16 protein-coding genes are annotated in these 16,546 nt (G+C 54.1%); 3 read left to right on the top strand and 13 right to left on the bottom strand.

Going from position 1 to position 16,546, the window contains the following annotated elements:
* Nucleotides 1-226: 226 nt before the first annotated feature.
* The 7 genes from DXB92_RS02115 to mnmE all read right to left on the bottom strand — a co-directional run bounded on the left by DXB92_RS02115 (nt 227) and on the right by mnmE (nt 9,315).
* The gene (locus DXB92_RS02115; protein WP_117732147.1) at nt 227-580 is read right to left on the bottom strand and encodes a hypothetical protein; all 354 of its coding nucleotides are present in this window, start codon (nt 578-580) and stop codon (nt 227-229) included.
* 546 nt (nt 581-1,126) lie between these two features.
* Nucleotides 1,127-2,866, bottom strand: a complete 1,740-nt coding sequence (locus DXB92_RS02110) for a HAMP domain-containing sensor histidine kinase (RefSeq protein ID WP_117732145.1) — start codon at nt 2,864-2,866, stop codon at nt 1,127-1,129.
* Nucleotides 2,863-3,537, bottom strand: a complete 675-nt coding sequence (locus tag DXB92_RS02105; RefSeq protein WP_117732142.1) for a response regulator transcription factor — start codon at nt 3,535-3,537, stop codon at nt 2,863-2,865. Before DXB92_RS02105 ends, DXB92_RS02110 begins: the two co-directional genes overlap by 4 nt.
* Before the next feature lie 762 nt (nt 3,538-4,299).
* Entirely contained in the window at nt 4,300-4,458 is a 159-nt protein-coding gene (locus tag DXB92_RS13450) for a hypothetical protein (protein WP_181976860.1), read from the bottom strand.
* A gap of 68 nt (nt 4,459-4,526) precedes the next feature.
* Nucleotides 4,527-5,237 (bottom strand): 16S rRNA (guanine(527)-N(7))-methyltransferase RsmG, encoded by a 711-nt coding sequence (gene rsmG, locus DXB92_RS02100; RefSeq protein WP_117732141.1) that lies wholly within the window; start codon nt 5,235-5,237, stop codon nt 4,527-4,529.
* A complete protein-coding gene (mnmG, locus tag DXB92_RS02095) occupies nt 5,234-7,102 on the bottom strand; it encodes a tRNA uridine-5-carboxymethylaminomethyl(34) synthesis enzyme MnmG (RefSeq protein WP_278277764.1) in 1,869 nt (622 codons plus the stop codon). The genes rsmG and mnmG overlap by 4 nt, the downstream gene beginning before the upstream one ends.
* 848 nt (nt 7,103-7,950) lie before the next feature.
* The gene (mnmE, locus tag DXB92_RS02090; protein WP_117732137.1) at nt 7,951-9,315 is read right to left on the bottom strand and encodes a tRNA uridine-5-carboxymethylaminomethyl(34) synthesis GTPase MnmE; all 1,365 of its coding nucleotides are present in this window, start codon (nt 9,313-9,315) and stop codon (nt 7,951-7,953) included.
* An 864-nt stretch (nt 9,316-10,179) separates the two neighbouring features.
* Between mnmE and DXB92_RS14265 the strand changes: the two genes are divergently transcribed.
* Entirely contained in the window at nt 10,180-10,311 is a 132-nt protein-coding gene (locus tag DXB92_RS14265) for a hypothetical protein (protein ID WP_278277763.1), read from the top strand.
* 181 nt (nt 10,312-10,492) lie between these two features.
* On the opposite strand, the gene jag is transcribed toward DXB92_RS14265, so the two are convergent.
* The 6 genes from jag to DXB92_RS02060 form a co-directional block, all read right to left on the bottom strand.
* The gene (gene jag, locus DXB92_RS02085) at nt 10,493-11,536 is read right to left on the bottom strand and encodes an RNA-binding cell elongation regulator Jag/EloR (protein ID WP_021683036.1); all 1,044 of its coding nucleotides are present in this window, start codon (nt 11,534-11,536) and stop codon (nt 10,493-10,495) included.
* Between the two features lie 75 nt (nt 11,537-11,611).
* On the bottom strand, nt 11,612-12,766 hold the full coding sequence (locus DXB92_RS02080) for a YidC/Oxa1 family membrane protein insertase (RefSeq protein ID WP_117732135.1): 1,155 nt from the start codon (nt 12,764-12,766) through the stop codon (nt 11,612-11,614).
* Nucleotides 12,767-12,774: 8 nt separating this feature from the next.
* Entirely contained in the window at nt 12,775-13,050 is a 276-nt protein-coding gene (yidD, locus tag DXB92_RS02075) for a membrane protein insertion efficiency factor YidD (RefSeq protein ID WP_021683034.1), read from the bottom strand.
* Nucleotides 13,047-13,415 carry a ribonuclease P protein component gene (gene rnpA / locus DXB92_RS02070; RefSeq protein ID WP_242986588.1) on the bottom strand — a complete coding sequence of 123 codons (369 nt, stop codon included), beginning with the start codon at nt 13,413-13,415 and terminating at the stop codon, nt 13,047-13,049. The genes yidD and rnpA overlap by 4 nt, the downstream gene beginning before the upstream one ends.
* Before the next feature lie 220 nt (nt 13,416-13,635).
* Nucleotides 13,636-13,770 (bottom strand): 50S ribosomal protein L34, encoded by a 135-nt coding sequence (gene rpmH, locus DXB92_RS02065; RefSeq protein WP_084194420.1) that lies wholly within the window; start codon nt 13,768-13,770, stop codon nt 13,636-13,638.
* A gap of 246 nt (nt 13,771-14,016) precedes the next feature.
* Nucleotides 14,017-14,196, bottom strand: coding sequence for a hypothetical protein (locus tag DXB92_RS02060; RefSeq protein ID WP_147330005.1), 180 nt, complete (start codon nt 14,194-14,196; stop codon nt 14,017-14,019).
* Nucleotides 14,197-14,459: 263 nt separating this feature from the next.
* On the opposite strand from DXB92_RS02060, the gene dnaA reads away from it, so the two are divergent.
* Both dnaA and DXB92_RS13310 read left to right on the top strand, forming a co-directional pair.
* A complete protein-coding gene (gene dnaA, locus DXB92_RS02055; protein ID WP_040648075.1) occupies nt 14,460-15,836 on the top strand; it encodes a chromosomal replication initiator protein DnaA in 1,377 nt (458 codons plus the stop codon).
* 28 nt (nt 15,837-15,864) lie between these two features.
* The gene (locus DXB92_RS13310; RefSeq protein ID WP_147330004.1) at nt 15,865-16,338 is read left to right on the top strand and encodes a hypothetical protein; all 474 of its coding nucleotides are present in this window, start codon (nt 15,865-15,867) and stop codon (nt 16,336-16,338) included.
* The last annotated feature ends 208 nt before the right edge of the window (nt 16,339-16,546 follow it).

Here is a 16,546-nt window from a genome sequence, read left to right as displayed (position 1 = left end):
GCCCCAATTTCAACTGTAAAAAGGGTGGTGTTACGGCGGCAGTAGCCGCCTGTTCGCCCCGCCGGGGGATTTTTGTTGATGTGTAATCTTCGAGGGATACTTGACCTTGTAGTACAGGTGGAATGCGAACTCTTTTCTTTTTTTGCTTCTTTTTTTCTTTTCAGTAAAGAAAGCGGCGAGTCGCCGCTGACCTTACGCCCCAATTTCAACTGTAAAAAGGGTAGTGTTACGGCGGCAGCAGCCGCCTGTTCGCCCCGCCGGGGGATTTTTGTTGATGTGTAATCTTCGAGTGATACTTGACCTTGTAGTACAGGTGGAATGCGAACTCTTTTCTTTTTTTGCTTCTTTTTTTCTTTTCAGTAAAGAAAAAAAGAAGCGTAACTCCTTGTGAAATCGGTTGTACATGAAAGATGATAAACAGATAAACTTGCAAACGCCGTATGAAATAAAGTCGCCCACCTGCACAAGAAAACACTTGAATATCAACATTACCAATACAGGCAAGGGCAACAACCGGCGTTGGCAAGCCCCAGGCGGACAGCGAGGGGAACGAGCGAATTCCGCCGGACGGTTTCGACATGACTGCACTAGAAGATGTACTTCACGGAATAACCCCTCCACCAGCTTCGCTGGTCCCCCTCCCCTTCAGGGGAGGCTTATGCACAAACTTGCAAACGCCGTATGAAATAAAGTCGCCCACCTGCACAAGAAAGCACTTGAATACCAACATTGCCAATACAGGAAAAGGCAACAACCGGCGTTGGCAAGCCCCAGGCGGACAGCGAGGGCAACGAGCGAATTCTGCCGGACGGTTTTGACATGGCTGCACTAGAACACACAAACAGTTTACGCAACAGGCTCCCCTGAAAGGGGAGCTGGCAGCCATAGGCTGACTGAGGGGTTTCTTCCGTGAAATCTGAAACAGGAGTAAAAGATTTCAGCAGAACCCCTCCACCAGCTTCGCTGGTCCCCCTCCCCTTTCAGGGGAGGCTTATGCACAAGTCTGCGGGGCGATGTGGGCATTCCCCTACACATTCCAAGAGGTTCTTTCGTAAAATCCAATGCTGCAAAAGTAAAAAAATCCCCCTGCACTCGCAGAGGGATTTTTGCATATCCGATTTATTTTCTAAAATGTCAGAATAAAGCATATCCAGTGTTCGTATTCCGATTCCACCTGTATGCGAATCTTATGGGCATCGGCAATGCTCTGGGCGATAGACAGCCCCAGACCATAACCGCCGGTGGCTCTGGCACGGGACGCGTCGCTGCGGTAGAACCGCTGGAAGATCTTCTCCTTTTCCGACTCCGGAATGCCCTTGCCGGTGTTATAGACCTTCAGCGTTTTCTTGTTCTGTACCTGTTGCAGCGTCACCCGAATTTCTCCGTGTTCCTTGCTGTATTTCAGGGCGTTGTCCATGAAGATACCCACCAGCTGTTTGATCTGGTCAGGGTTGCCGTGATAGGAAATGTCCTCCTGTATCTCCAGTTCCAGCTGCTTTTCCTGCTCGAACGCCTGCCCCTCAAAGGGCAGTGCCGCACCGGAAACGGCTTCGCTCAAAGAGAAGTCCACGAAATCTTTTTCCTTGTCCCCCATTTCCAGCTTGGTCAGGTTCATCATCTCGCCCACCAGCACCCGCATTCGCTCCGCCTGCGACTGGATATAGCTGAGCCATTTGTTCTCCCCGATCTCATCGTGGAGAATGTCCACATTGGCGGAAATGATCGTCAAGGGCGTTTTCAGTTCGTGCCCCGCATCGGAGATAAACTGCCGCTGGCGTTCAAAGGTTTCCTGCATGGGACGCATGGCTCGTTTGGTCAGGATCATGGTCAGCAAAAATACCACACCCTCCATCAGCAGGAACACCAGAATGCTGACCAGCAGCACCTTGTGCAGCAGCAGCTGTTCCGCACTGCGGTCGGAAAATACTACCAGCGTTCCCCTGTCGTAATCCTTGCGGAAATATTGCAGGCTGCCGTACCAGCCGTCTGTCTTTCCCTTTTCCAGCACGTAGTCCAGCATTGTCTGTGCATCGTCCTCGGTGTAGTTTTCCGTACCGTCCAGCCGCATCAGCGTGCCCTCGGCGTTGGCAAAACAGAGGAAGTGGTCGATCGTCACCACGTCGCCCCGTTTGTCCGGAAACGGCGGAGCTTTCCGACCGCCGTTGTTCATGGGCACAGACTGTGCCAGACTTGCCAGCGGCATGGCGTAGAGCACCGGCTGCCGGGCGGCGTAATTTTCCCTGTTGTCCTCGTAGTCATGAGGCGGATCGTCCCAGCCCCACCACGGCGGCGGATCAGGCGGCAGATCCGGCTCTGTCTGACGAGGGGGATCAGGCTGAGGCAGCTGTGTTGCCACGGGCTTTGTTTCACGTGAAACAACCGCCTTGGTAGTCGTGACAGGAGCCTTGGTCTGCCGTGCGGTGGTTGCCCTTGGGGCTGCCGTCGTTGCCTTGGGAGCAGCTGTCTGCCGGGGCGTGGGTGGCTGTGTCTGCACTGCCGCCGGAGCCGGAGCACCGCTTCCTGCCGCCTTGGTTTCCGCAGGAGCACGTTCCGTCTGGACGGTGGTAGTTTCCGCAGTAGTGGTGGTGCTGTCTGTGGTAGTAACTGTAGTTTTCGTGGAAGTATCCGAGCCGGCAGCCGGAACAGCGTCTGTGGTTTCCTGCGGCCGTTTTCCGTCCGGCGGAGCACCGTCCGGCATCTGCCGCACAGCAGTTTCACTGATTGCGATCTGCTCCAGCAGGTTCCGTGTCTGGTTGTAGCTCATGGCTTCGGTAATCACATTCAGGGCAATCAACGGGATCAGGAGCACCGTTGTCAGCATCGCCATGGTAATGCAGATAAACTGCCGCCGCACCCGCCGGATCATGCTTTTTTCTCCAGAAAATAGCCGATGCCGCGAGCCGTGCGAATCTGCACTGTGGAGTGAATTGCGGTCAGTTTTTTTCGCAGGAAGGAGATATACACCTCGATATTGTTATATTCGACATCGCTTTCATAGCCCCAGATCTTTTCGATAAAGCGTTCCTTGGGAATGATCTGTTCGGGGTTGGACAGCAGCATTTCCATGATCTGATATTCTTTCAGACTAAGCTTCATGCGGTTTTCGCCCTGTATCAGGGCATAGGTCTGCCGGTTCAGCTGTAGTTCTGCGAAGTGCAGGCAATCCACTTCCACTTCGCCTTTTCGTCTGGTAAGGGCACGGATTCGTGCCAGCAGTTCGCCGGTGGAAAAGGGCTTGGTGAGGTAGTCGTCCGCCCCGCAGTCCAGCCCGTGAATCTTGTCTTCCACTTCGGACTTGGCAGTCAGGAGCATGATCGGGGTCGCATTTTTTTCCTGTCGGAGAATCTGCACGATCTCGGTGCCGCTGCGGACGGGAAGCATGATGTCCAGCAAGATGCAGTCGTAGATACCGGTGCGGGCGTATTCCAGACCGTCGTCACCGTCGAAAACGGTATCCACGTTGTATTTATTGCGTTTGAGAATTTCCGCCAGTGTATCCGCCAGCTGGACTTCGTCTTCTACTACAAGAATTTTCATGGAGAATCCTCCTTTCAGAATACAGATTTCCAGCTTCTATTATAGGGGAGAATGCTTAATCTTATCTTAAAATAAAAATGTCATATCTTCGGGTGGTGCATTGCCGCGTGGTACAAGTGCAACGCGAACTCTTTTCTTTTTTTGCTTCTTTTTTTCTTTTCAGTAAAGAAAGCGGCGGGTCGCCGCTGACCTTACGCCCTAATTTCAACTGTAAAAAGGGTAATGTTACGGCGGCAGCCGCCGCCTGTATGCCCCGCCGGGGGAGTTTTGTTGATGTGTAATCTTCGGGTGATACTTGACCTTGTAGTACAGGTGGAATGCGAACTCTTTTCTTTTTTTGCTTCTTTTTTTCTTTTCAGTAAAGAAAAAAAGAAGCGTAACTCCTTGTGAAATCGGTTGGCTGCTGTAGCGATGAAAGAATCCCTCCACCGCCTAACGGCGGTCCCCCTCCCTTTTCAAGGGAGGCTTATATACTGCTTGCAAACGCCGTATTTCATAAAGTTACCCGCCTGCACCAGAAAGCACCTGAATATCAACATTACCAATACAGGCAAGGGCAACAATCGGCGTTGGCAAGCCCCAGGCGGACAGCGAGGGCAACGAGCGAATTCCGCCGGACGGTTTCGACATGGCTGTACTAGAAGATGTACTTCACGGAAGAACCCCTCCACCAGCTTCGCTGGTCCCCCTCGTACTGAGCGGTCCCCTCTGCCCTGCGGGCATCTCCCCACCCCGTGGGGAGTCACCCCTTTCAGGGGAGGCTTATTTGCCAACGCCGTAAAAAAATAAAAGTCGCCCGCCTGCACCAGAAAGCACCTGAATATCAACATTACCAATACAGGCAAGGGCAACAACCGGCGTTGGCAAGCCCCAGGCGGACAGCAAGGGCAACGAGCGAATTCCGCCAGACGGTTTCGACATGGCTGCACTAGAAAATTCCTGCCCTCGGGCAAGCCTGCGGGGCGATGTGGGCATCGCCCCTACTTATCTCACCCCAGTGGCTGTTTCTTGATCTTATCGCTGCGGCGGGGGTACTTCTGCGGGGTAGGGGCAGTTTTCCGGATCCGGATTAGCTTCCGTTCACCGGCAGTGGGCAGAGTATAGCTTTCTTCGCCGACGATCTCGCCGCCCAGCAGCTTCGCCGCTGTTTCTGCCTGCTCCGCCGTTTCCGACGGCCCTTTCATTGCGGCAAACACGCCGCCCTGCTTCACAAACGGCAGGCAGTATTCCGTCAACACCGGCATGGCTGCCACGGCTCTGGCAGTTGCCATGTCAAACTGCTCCCGCAGTTCCGGCAGCTTCGCCCCGTCCTCGGCTCTGGCGTGGATACAGCGGACGTTGGCAAGTCCCAGCTTTGCCGCCGTCTGCTCCAGAAACCCGATGCGTTTTTGCAGGCTGTCCAACAGTGTCACCTGTAAATCCGGCCGCAGCAGTGCCAGCACCATGCCGGGAAAACCGGCTCCGGTGCCAACGTCAATACAGGTCGCCCCCAGCGGCAGCTGCACCTTTTGCAGCAAGATCGCACAGTCCAGAAAATGCTTTTCCCAAGCCTCTGCCGGCTCGGTGATCGCCGTCAGGTTCATGTGCCGGTTGGTTTCTGTCAGCTCCGCCAGATAGCACTGGAACTGTACAAAGTGACTCTCCGTCAAAGGCAGTCCTGCTCCGTCAAACAGCTGCTTCGCCGCTTCGTATGTCATCATGCATTTCCCTCCTTTGCAGCGTCCCAGACGATCAGCACAGAAATATCCGCCGGTGATACGCCGGAGATACGGCTCGCCTGTCCCAGATTCTGGGGACGGTGGGCGTTCAGTTTTTCCGCAGCTTCCAGCCGCAGCCCGTGAATGGTGGTGTAGTCCAAGTCCTCCGGCAGCTTCCGGTTTTCCAGCTTCCGCATGCGTTCGATCTGTTCCAGCTGCTTCGGAATATAGCCGTCATACTTGATCTGGATCTCCACCTGTTCCCCGATCACCGGTTCCAGTGCCGGACGGGTGGGGTCAAAAGGAGCAATGACAGCATAGCCCAGCTGGGGACGGCGAATCAGGTCTGCGACTTTACAACCGGTAGTGATGCCGGAGGTGCCGTGCTGTTCCAGAAACGCGTTCAGTTCCGGAGCAGGTGCCAGATTGGTTTTCAGCACCCGCTTTTTCTCCTGTGCCACAAGGCGGTATTTTTCCAGCATGTGCTGATAGCGTTCCTCGGAGAGCAGCCCCAGTTCGTGTCCCAGCGGCATCAAACGCTGGTCAGCGTTGTCCTGCCGCAGGATCAGCCGGTACTCGCTGCGGGAAGTCATCATGCGGTAGGGATCCTCACAGCCCTTGGTCACCAAATCGTCTACCAGCGTGCCGATATAGGAAGTGGCTCTGTCCATGACAAACGCCGGCTTGCCCTGCACTGCCAGTGCGGCATTGATGCCGGCAACCAGTCCCTGTGCGGCAGCTTCCTCGTAGCCGGAACTGCCGTTGAACTGTCCTGCTCCGAACAGTCCGGCGATCTTCTTGCTCTCCAGCGATGCCCGCAGTTCTGTGGGGTCTACGCAGTCATATTCGATAGCATACGCCGGACGCATGATCTCCACGTGTTCCAGTCCGCGGATCGTCCGCAGAAATGCCAGCTGGACATCTTCCGGCAGAGAGGACGACATGCCCTGCAAATAATACTCCTCGGTTTCCAGCCCCATCGGCTCCACGAAAAGCTGATGCCGCGGCTTGTCGGCAAAGCGGACAATTTTGGTTTCGATAGACGGGCAGTAGCGGGGGCCGATGCCCTCGATCTGTCCGGAGAACAGCGGCGAACGGTGAAGATTTTCCCGAATGATGCGGTGGGTTTCCTCGTTGGTATAGGTAATGTAGCAGGAAACCTGATTGTGCATCCGGGACGGATCAGAGCCGAAAGAAAACGGCACAATGTCCTCGTCGCCGTCCTGCCGTTCCATGGCATCAAAGTCAATGCTCCGGCGGTGGACACGACAGGGAGTACCGGTCTTGAACCGCCGCATTCGCAGCCCCAGTTCCTGTAGATTTTTTCCCAGCGGACGGCTGGGAAGAGCCGCATCGGGACCGCTTTCGTAGGAAACCTGTCCCACGTGGATTCTGCCGTTCAGATATGTGCCGGTGGCAACTACGGCGGCGGAAACGGTGTACTGTGCTCCCAGCGAAGTGACAACACCGGTCACTCTGCCGTTTTCGGTCTGGATCTCTGCGATCTCTGCCTGTTTGATCTCCAGCAGGGGTGTTTTTTCGCAGACGTGTTTCATGTAGTTGTGGTAGCGAACGCGGTCTGCCTGTACCCGCAGACTGTGGACAGCCGGCCCTTTGCCGCGGTTCAGCATACGGCTCTGGAGAAAGCAGGCATCAGCAGCCTTTCCCATTTCGCCGCCCAGAGCGTCGATCTCCCGCACCAGATGCCCTTTTGCCGTGCCGCCGATAGACGGGTTGCAGGGCATGTTGGCGATCTGATCCAGAGATATGGTAAACAGCACTGTGCGGCAGCCAAGGCGGGCAGAAGCCAAGGCGGCTTCTACACCGGCATGACCGGCACCGATCACAGCGACGTCATAAGTTCCCATGTGATAATATTCCATAGGTATCACCTCAATTGATATGAATATTTATAAATATTGCAGACAAATCCTGTTCGCCCGCGAAAAGATTTTTGTGCGGCGGGTCAGCCCAAGGATAGCAAGCCGCCTGTTCGCCCCGCCGGGGGATTTTTGCGGCGTGTAATCTTCGTGTGATACTTGACCTTGTAGTACAAGTAAAACGCGAACTCTTTTCTTTTTTTGCTTCTTTTTTTCTTTTCAGTAAAGAAAAAAAGAAGCGTAACTCCTTGTGAAATCGGTTGGCTGCTGTGGCAGGGAAAGAATCCCTCCACCGCCTAACGGCGGTTCCCCTCCCTTTTCAAGGGAGGCTCATTTGTACCTAGGCTCCCTTGAAAAGGGAGCTGGCAGCCGCAGGCTGACTGAGGGATTCTTCTGTGAAACCTGAAACAGAAGTAAAAGATTCCACAGAACCCCTCCACCAGCTTCGCTGGTCCCCCTCGTACTGAGCGGTCCCCTCTGCCCTGCGGGCATCTCCCCACCCCGTGGGGAGTCACCCCTTTCAGGGGAGGCTGCATGTAAGCTTGCAAACGCCGTATTTAAGAAGCTTGACCACCTACACCAAAAAACACCTGAATATCAACATTACCGATACAGGCAAGGGCAACAACCGGCGTTGGCAAGCCCCAGGCGGACAGCGAGTGCAACGAGCGAATTCCGCCGGACGGTTTCGATGCGGCTGCACTAGAAAGTACACTTTGTGGGAGAACCCCTCCACCGCCTAGCGGCGGTCCCCCTCCCCTTTCAGGGGAGGCTTATGCACAAGTCCGCGGGGCGATGTGGGCATCCCCTACACATTCCAAGAAGTCACCGCCCCATTATTTCCCCACGCAGAAGCGGGAGAACACGTCGTTTACCACGGCCTCGGAAACCCGTTCGCCGGTGAGGGTGAGCAAGGCGTCAGCGGCTTCTTCCAGCAGGACAGTCACCGCGTCCAGCAGTTCCCCTGCGTCCAGTGCTTCCAGTGCCAGCTGCACCTGCTCCCGTGCCTGCTCCAGACACTGCTTCTGGCGGGCATTTGCCACAATGCCCAGTTCCGGTGTGACTTCTGCCTGATAGAACAGTTCCTCCACCGCCTGCTGCAATTGCTCCAGCCCGCTGCCCTCTCTGGCTGCCATGGTAATTACGCGGGAGAAATGCGGCTCCAGTTCGTCCGTGTCCAGCTGTGCAGACTGGTCGGACTTATTCAGGATCGCGATCACCGGCTTCTCCGGCAGCTGTTCCAGCATGCGGCGGTCGTCGTCGTCCAGCGGTCGGGTGGTGTCGAACACGGCGAGAATCAGGTCTGCCTGTGCCAGCCGTTCCTCGGCGATCTTCACGCCCATTTGTTCGATCACATCTTCGGTTTCCCGCAGTCCTGCCGTATCTGACAGCCGCAGTGTCACATTGCCCAGCCGGATCTGTTCCTCCACCACGTCCCGCGTAGTGCCGGCAATTTCCGTGACAATGCTCCGCTGGCTGCCGGACAGGAGATTGAACAGAGTGGATTTGCCCACGTTGGGCTTGCCCACAATGACTGCCGACACGCCGGACTGCAAGATTCTGCCATAGTCGTAGGTAGCAAGGGTACTGTCCAGCTGTTCCAGCACCGGCTGGAGGGCAGCGTGCAGGCTCTCCGGTGTCACTGCGGGGATCTCGTCCTCGGGGTAGTCTGCCCACGCTGCCAGATCTCCCAGACTGCGGACGATGCCCTGCGAGATCTGCTGCACGCGGTGAAACAGTGCTCCGTTCTGCTGGGCGTGGGCGAATGCCAGTTCCCGTTTTCCGGCGGCACCGATCACGTCCATGACGGCTTCCGCCTGTGTCAGTGTCATTTTGCCGGCAAGGAACGCCCGCTTGGTGAATTCTCCGGCTTCAGCCGGCTGAGCACCGGCAGCGTAGACTGTTTCCAGCAGCTGGCGGGTAACAAAAATGCCGCCGTGGCAGGAAAATTCCACGGTGTCCTCGCCGGTATAGCTATGCGGGGCACGGAACACGGTGGCGATGCCGTCGTCCAGTTCGCTGCCGGCGGTATCCAGAAAGCTGCCATAGGCACAGGTATAGCCGGACATCTCGGCGAGAGATTTTCCGCCGGTACTCCGGAAGCACTGCTGTGCAACGGAAATTGCGGTATCACCGGAAATACGGATCACGGCAATGCCGCCGGCAGCGTGTGGGGTTGCGATTGCTGCAATGGTATGCATAATAGATTCTCCTTCTGCGGCGGGTCGCCGCTGACCCTACGCCCCAATTTTAAGTGTGAAAAGGGTAGTGTTACGGCGGCGGCAGCCGCCTGTTTGCCCCGCCGGGGGATTTTTGCGGCGTGTAATCTTCGTGTGATACTTGACCTTGTAGTACAAGTGCAATGCGAACTCTTTTCTTTTTTTGCTTCTTTTTTTCTTTTCAGTAAAGAAAGCGGCAAGTTGCCGCTGACCTTACGCCCCAATTTCAAGTGTAAAAAGGGTAATGTTACGGCGGACAAGCCGCCTGTATGCCCCGCCGGGGGATTTTTGTTGATGTGTAATCTTCGGGTGGTGCATTGCCGCGTAGTACAAGTGCAATGCGAACTCTTTTCTTTTTTTGCTTCTTTTTTTCTTTTCAGTAAAGAAAAAAAGAAGCGTAACTCCTTGTGAAACCGGTTGGCTGTTGTAGCAGTTAACCCCTCAGTCACCTGCGGTGACAGCTCAGCACAAGGCACGCCCTTCGGGGGCCCTAAAGGGGAGCCTAGAAATGCAAACTTGCAAACGCCGTATGAAATAAAGTTACCCACTTGCATAAGAAAAACAATCGAATATCAACATTACCGATACAGGCAAGGGCAACAACCGGCGTTGGCAAGCCCCAGGCGGACAGCGAGTGCAACGAGCGAATTCCGCCGGACGGTTTCGGTGTGGCTGCACTAGAAAGTACACTTTACGGGTGAACCCCTCCACCGCCTAACGGCGGTTCCCCTCGTACTGAGCATTCCCCTCTGCCCTGCGGGCATCTCCTCACCCCGTGGGAAGTCACCCCTTTCAGGGGAGGCTGTATGTAAGCTTGCAAACGCCGTATTTAAGAAACTTGACCGCTTGCACAAGCAACACCTCAAAGAGCCAACACTACACGTACAGGCAAGGACAACAACCGGCGTTGGCAAGCCCCAGGCGGACAGCGAGTGCAACGAGCGAATTCCGCCGGACGGTTTCGACATGGCTGCATGAGAAGTTATACTGCACGGAAGAACCCCTCCACCAGCTTCGCTGGTCCCCCTCCCCTTTCAGGGGAGGCTTATGCATAAATCCGCGGGGCGATGTGGGCATCGCCTTCTACACATTCCAAACAGATACAACAAAACGGACTGCATTGCTACAATCCGTTCTGTGATCTGCGTTCAGTTTCCGATCAGAATTCGATCTTGCCGTACAAGCCGGTGTTAAGTTCGTCCTCCGGCTTCGGCTTTTTATAATCCCGTTCGAAGCTGGTCTTCATGGAATCCAGATTCTTCCGGCGGAAATCTTCCGGCTTCTTTTCCCGATAGGGACGCTTGCCCCCGCGGTTCTGACCGCCCTTGCCGCCGCGGTTTCCGCCGCTGCGTCTGCCGGTGGTAGAAGAAACTACGACCTTCCGGTACGGATCTTCGCCGACGCTCTTGGAAGTCACGCCCTCGATCTCCGAGATCTTGCTGTGAATGATGCGGCGTTCATAGGGATTCATGGGTTCCAGCGTGGTGGAACGACCGCTGCGGAGCACGCTCCGTGCGATCTTTTCTGCCAGCTGTTCCAGTGTCTTGCGACGCTTTTCCCGATAGCCGTTGCTGTCCAGCAGCAGGCGGCAGTAATCCTCGCTGTCCTTATTCACCAGAATCGATGCCAGATACTGAATGGAATCCAGTGTTTCGCCTCGTCTGCCGATGATCGTGCCGCTTTTATTATCGCTGCGAAGTTCCATGCGAATGCCGTTTGCGGTACGCATGGTGCTGATGGTCACGGTGATGCCCATGGCAGCGTAAATGTCTGCGATATACTGTCTTGCACGGAGCAGGTTCGGGGACATTTCGCCCTCGGTTAGAATGGTTTCGATCGCTTCGGACTCCATGCCCCGTGTGGGCGAATTGTCGTCCTTGTCAATAATGATCTCCTCCACGGAAGAAACCGCTTCCTGTACCGGTCGGGAAACCGGCATTGCCGGTGCGGCTTCTGCCTGCGGCTGCGGGGCTTCCGGCTGTTCCGGAGCCTTGGCTTCTGTGGTTTCTGCCGGTGCAGCTTCTTCTGCTGCTTCGTACACTGCTTCTACCTGTGCTTCCCGCTTTACCTTTCCGAAAATTCCTTTTTTCGGTTCTTCCAGAATGCGGAACACGATCTGGTCTTCAGAAACGCCGAACTTTTCGACCGCCAGATGCTTTGCTTCTTCGATGCTTTTTGCAGTGAAAATCTCTTTCATTCTCATTCATCCCTTTCCTTGGTAATGGGATTTCACAGGGCGGTTCCCTGTGAACTGTAGTAATTGATTTTTCGCAGACGATTATTTCTGATCGCCGCTGTCCTCAGTGCTGTCGGATTCGTCATACGTTTCGCCGTACTTTTCTGCCATGCGTTTCCGTGCGTCTTTCAGCACCTGCTGGTTATACTTGTTCAGTTCCGAACGGGACATATCCTTGGTTTCTTCTACATATTTTTCCCGCTGGTTCATGACGTCATTGCCCTGCTGTACGTCCATCATACGCTGCATGAAGCTCTTTTTGCCGTTGGCATATTTCTTGGCGTTCTTCTGGTTTTCCTTTTCGCAGATCGCCTCGATACGCTCCTTGGTGAAGTAGCAGTTCAGACCGACGCTCTGGATCAGGGAGAAGAAAGACGAGCATACCCAGTAGAAGCCGACACCTGCCGGCACCTGAAATGCGAACCAGACGGAGAAGATCGGCATTGCATAGAGCATGATGTTCATGCAGCCCATATTCGGCATGGCGGGATTCTTTTTCTTCTGGTAGATCTGCATATAAATGGTCAGTGCCAGCTGGAGCACGCCGGACAGCACCGGAATCAGGAACAAGCCGATCGCGGTAGCGTTCCACACGTCAGGGTGCCACGACGGCACTTCGCCCAGATTGATGCCGAACAGGTTGAACTTGTCATAGAATTCGGTCATCTTTGCGGAGAGGTTGTCCCCCAGCACGCTCTGGAATGCACCGGCATCGCTGTGCTGTGCACTCAGGATCGCCAGTTCCCGCCGGAGGCTGGTGCCCTGCTTGGCGAGTTCCGGATTGACATTCTGGACGATCTCAAAAGCACTGGAGATCACGCTGTCTTTCATTTTGAGGATAAAGGACAGGGGCTTATATACAACGTCCAGAATGCCGAACAGGATAAAGAACTGGAGGAACATGGGCAGGCAGGAAGCACCGGGGTTGATGTTTTCCTCCTGATACAGTTTCATCTGTTCTTCCTGCATCTTCTTGGGGTCGTCCTTATACTTTTTCCGCAGCTTTTCCAGCTTCGGATTGAACCGCTGCATTTTTGCGGAATTTTTCTGCTGCTTATACGAAATGGGAAACAGGATCAGCTTGGTGAAGATCGTGAACAACAGGATCGCCAAAGCATAGTTGTCTACCAAGTCGTAGATCAGACGCATGATCCAGCCGAACGGCTTTCCGCACAGATCATATAAAAAATCACTCATAAAATTGTTTAACCCTTTCTGTTGTGTCGTATTGCCCGCACATACCGCCCGAAGACTTCCCGCGGCGGATCCAGATGTTCCGGAACGTAATCGATACCGCCGGGATTCCACGGGTGACAGTGCAGCAGACGCCGCAGAGCGAGAAAGCCGCCCCGCAGCACACCAAACCGCAGGATCGCAGTCTGTGCATAACAGGAACAGGTCGGATAAAACCGGCACACAGCCGGAGTTAGGCGGGAGAATTTCTGGTACAGGCGGATCAGTGCCGCCGCCAGATACCTCATTTCGTTTTTCCCCCTTCCGACGGCGGTTCCACCAGTTTACGGATACGGCGAACGCCGCTTCCTGCCAGATAGTCACGCAGTTGTGTGGAGCGAATGCCCACAATAGAGGGCAACGCCACAATGACCATGTCCATTCCCACCGGCATCAGGTGTTCGGTTTCCCGATATGCCTGCCGGATCACACGGCGGGCACGGCTGCGTTTTACGGCACACCCGACTTTTTTCCCTACGGTAATGCCCAGCCGGTTATACTTTCGTCTGGTCTTTCGCAGATAAATGATTGCATACGGCGATGCGATCTTTTTTCCCCGCTGATACAGCAGCTGAAAGTCCCGATTCTGGTTGAGGATCACTGTTTTCTCCATTGCTTGCACTCCATCTTTTTGTGTTCAGAGCCTGTTGACGGTTTTTACCGGAAAAAGCAAAAGCGTACTCCGAATCTTCCGTGTGCCGGCGGCGGACTGTCTGACCTTGTACCATGGCGGTATGGGTCAGTTTTCCGCAGCCGGCACATCGGCGAATTCAGAATACGCTCCTCGAAAAAACAAAAGACCACAAACCAATGGCGTTGTGGTCCGACTTCGATCAGTGGCTCAGTCTTGCTCTGCCCCGTGCTCTTCTGCGAGCTAAAACCTTTCTACCGTTCGCAGTGGCCATTCTCTTGCGGAAGCCATGCACCTTTTTCCGATGAATCTTCTTCGGCTGATATGTTCTCTTCAAAACAGTACCTCCTTTCTCGCTCAGACGGCAGAACTGCCGTCCCACAGATTCCTTGGAAGTCCACCCAGACCGGACGAGCCTGTCTGCGTGAATCCATTTACCATATATTATAGCGGATTCCGTTTTATTTGTCAAGCCCTCCGGCAAACTTTTTTGCGAAATTTTCGGCTTTTTTTCTTTTTCCACAGGTTCTCCACAGCTGTTTTGGGCAGGCTGCACGGATTTTTTGTCGGTTTTTGACGTTTTTTACAAAGACAATTCCGCCGGCTGCCCCAGCGTTCCGGAGCAGGACGGCATTCCGGCAACGCGGTAGCCGGCTCCGGTGCCCGCGTTTTGCCGTTGCTGCCTGAAGGCAATACCGCACAAAGAGCGTCTGGCGACTTTCCACGCTGCACCGCCTGTGGAAAACGCCCGTTTTTTGTCCATTTTTGCTCTCCACAGTTTCCGCAGGTTTCCACGTGGAAATTTTGTGGAATTCATAAAGTTTTCCACAATAGGGGTTGATTTTCCACAGATGATGTGGTATACTATTATATTAAGAATACCTGTTGAAAGACAGGTGGAAAGTCTGCGGAAAACGGTTTTCCACAACCACCGTTCCGCAGAATTCGCCTGTCCGGCAGACCACGGAGATCCCCGCAGATCCTGCCGGACAGGCTTTGAAGTTACATAAGGAGGATCCCCCATTTATGAATTCAATTGATGAAGCCTTCTCCAGTGTCAAACAGTACTGCCGGAAAGAGGGCCGGATCTCAGAAGCTGCCATGAAGCTCTGGATCGATATTATGAAGCCGGTACAGCTGGACGGCTCGGTGGCAGTGTTCACCGTACAGTCAGAGTTCCAGAAAACCGTTGTTATGAACACCTACAATGCCCTGCTGAAAGAGGCATTTCTCAACGTGCTGGGACTGGATGTCAAGATCCAGATCAATGTCGTCACACCGGAAGAAAATGACAACCCGCTTTCCGAAAACAGCAACGCCAAGGATTACGATGAACTGGCACGCCGCCACGAGGAACTGGAGCACAGCTTTGAGGGTGCCAACTATGAGTACACCTTCGCCACATTCATTGTCGGCGGCTCCAATGAGTTCGCCTACGCTGCCTGCACCGCCGTGGCAAAAGAACCGGGCAAGAACTACAACCCCCTGTTCATCTACGGTCCCTCCGGTCTGGGAAAGACTCACCTGATGCACGCCATTGCCAACCAGGTGCACGAAAATCACCCTGAATACAAGATCATTTACGTCACCAGTGAAGAATTCGGCAACGACTTCCTCTCCTGCATCAACGACAACAACATGGCTCGGTTCCACGACAAGTACCGGAACGCCGACGTGCTGCTGATCGACGACATTCAGTTTTTCAGCAACAAGGAACGCATGCAGGAGGAATTCTTCCACACGTTCAACAAGCTCCACGCTGAGGGCAAGCAGATCGTGATCACTTCGGATAAGCCGCCCAAGGAACTGAAAACGCTGGAAGAACGTATCCGCAGCCGGTTCGAGTGGGGCCTGATCACCGACATCAGCACACCGGACTTTGAAACCCGTATCGCCATTATCCGCCGCAAGGCAGAACTGCTGGATCTGTACATTCCCGACGATGTGGCAGAGTTTATTGCCAACCGTCTGAAAACCAACATCCGGCAGCTGGAGGGTGCCGTCAAGAAGCTGAAAGCCCTGAAGCATCTGGCAGGTTCGCCCCCGTCCATTTCCATGGCACAGAGCGTCATCAAGGACATTCTCAGCGACGACCAGCCGGCTCCGATCACCGTGGAGAAGATCATTCTGGAAGTGGCTGACGTGTACGGCGTTTCTCCGGAGGATATTCGCAGCAGCAAACGCTCCAGCCAGATCTCCACTGCCCGCAAGGTGGCGATCTATGTGGTCCGTGAGATCACCCAGATGCCCCTGCAGGCGATCGGCACGGAATTCGGCGGCCGTGACCACTCCACCATTGTCTACTCCATCAGCAACATTGAAACGGCAATGAAGCACGATGACCATCTGAAGCAGCTGGTCGAGGACACCATCAAAAATATCCGCAACAAAAGCCACGCATAGAGAACTGGGAAAGGACACTGCAGAACATGTGGAAAACAGGATTTTGCAGTGCTTTTTTGCCGATTCCACAGGAATTCCACCGGTGTCGGCAAGTTTTCAACATGTGTTTCAACAGTCTGTTGAAAATCCATGTGCAGAAAAAGTGCCCGCTGTGTCCGCAGCATTTAACAGCTATAGAAGCGGGCTTGTGGAATCTGTGGTAGAAAGCTGTGGAATGTGTTTTCCACAGCTTGTGGAAGCGGTATTTCGAGTGCGGCAGGTTTTCCACGATTTTTTCCACAAACTTTTGTTTTCCACTCCACAAACTTTCCACTTTTCCCGTGTGGAAAAAGCTTTCCACTTTTCCGGAAACTTTCCACAGGCGGTCTGTGGGAAAGATTTGCCCGAAATTCTGAGGAGAATCTGTGGTTTCCACTTTTCCGGAGCCTCTATTATTACTACTATATATTCTTTTCTTTGTATTCTGTCTTTTCGCAGCTTCGCTGCAAAAAACAGCGGATAGCATGTGCTGTACACTGTGGACGGACAGCAAAAAACTGTCCGTGATACAGCTGCAAAAGCAAGAAACGCGGCTGAACTGCGTGACGTTTTCTGTCCGCGAAGTGACTGCAAAAGGACAATCGGAAAGACATCGGACAACACAGATACAAAACGAATACAGCGTTGTCCGGGACACACGTTCCGAACCCCATTCAAAATTGAACGATCCA

Source organism: Ruminococcus sp. OM06-36AC (genome assembly GCF_003438725.1).
In the GTDB taxonomy this organism is placed as follows: domain Bacteria; phylum Bacillota; class Clostridia; order Oscillospirales; family Ruminococcaceae; genus Ruminococcus_C; species Ruminococcus_C callidus.
Note: the sequence above shows the minus strand (reverse complement) of the source record. Positions and strands in the feature narration are given on the sequence as shown.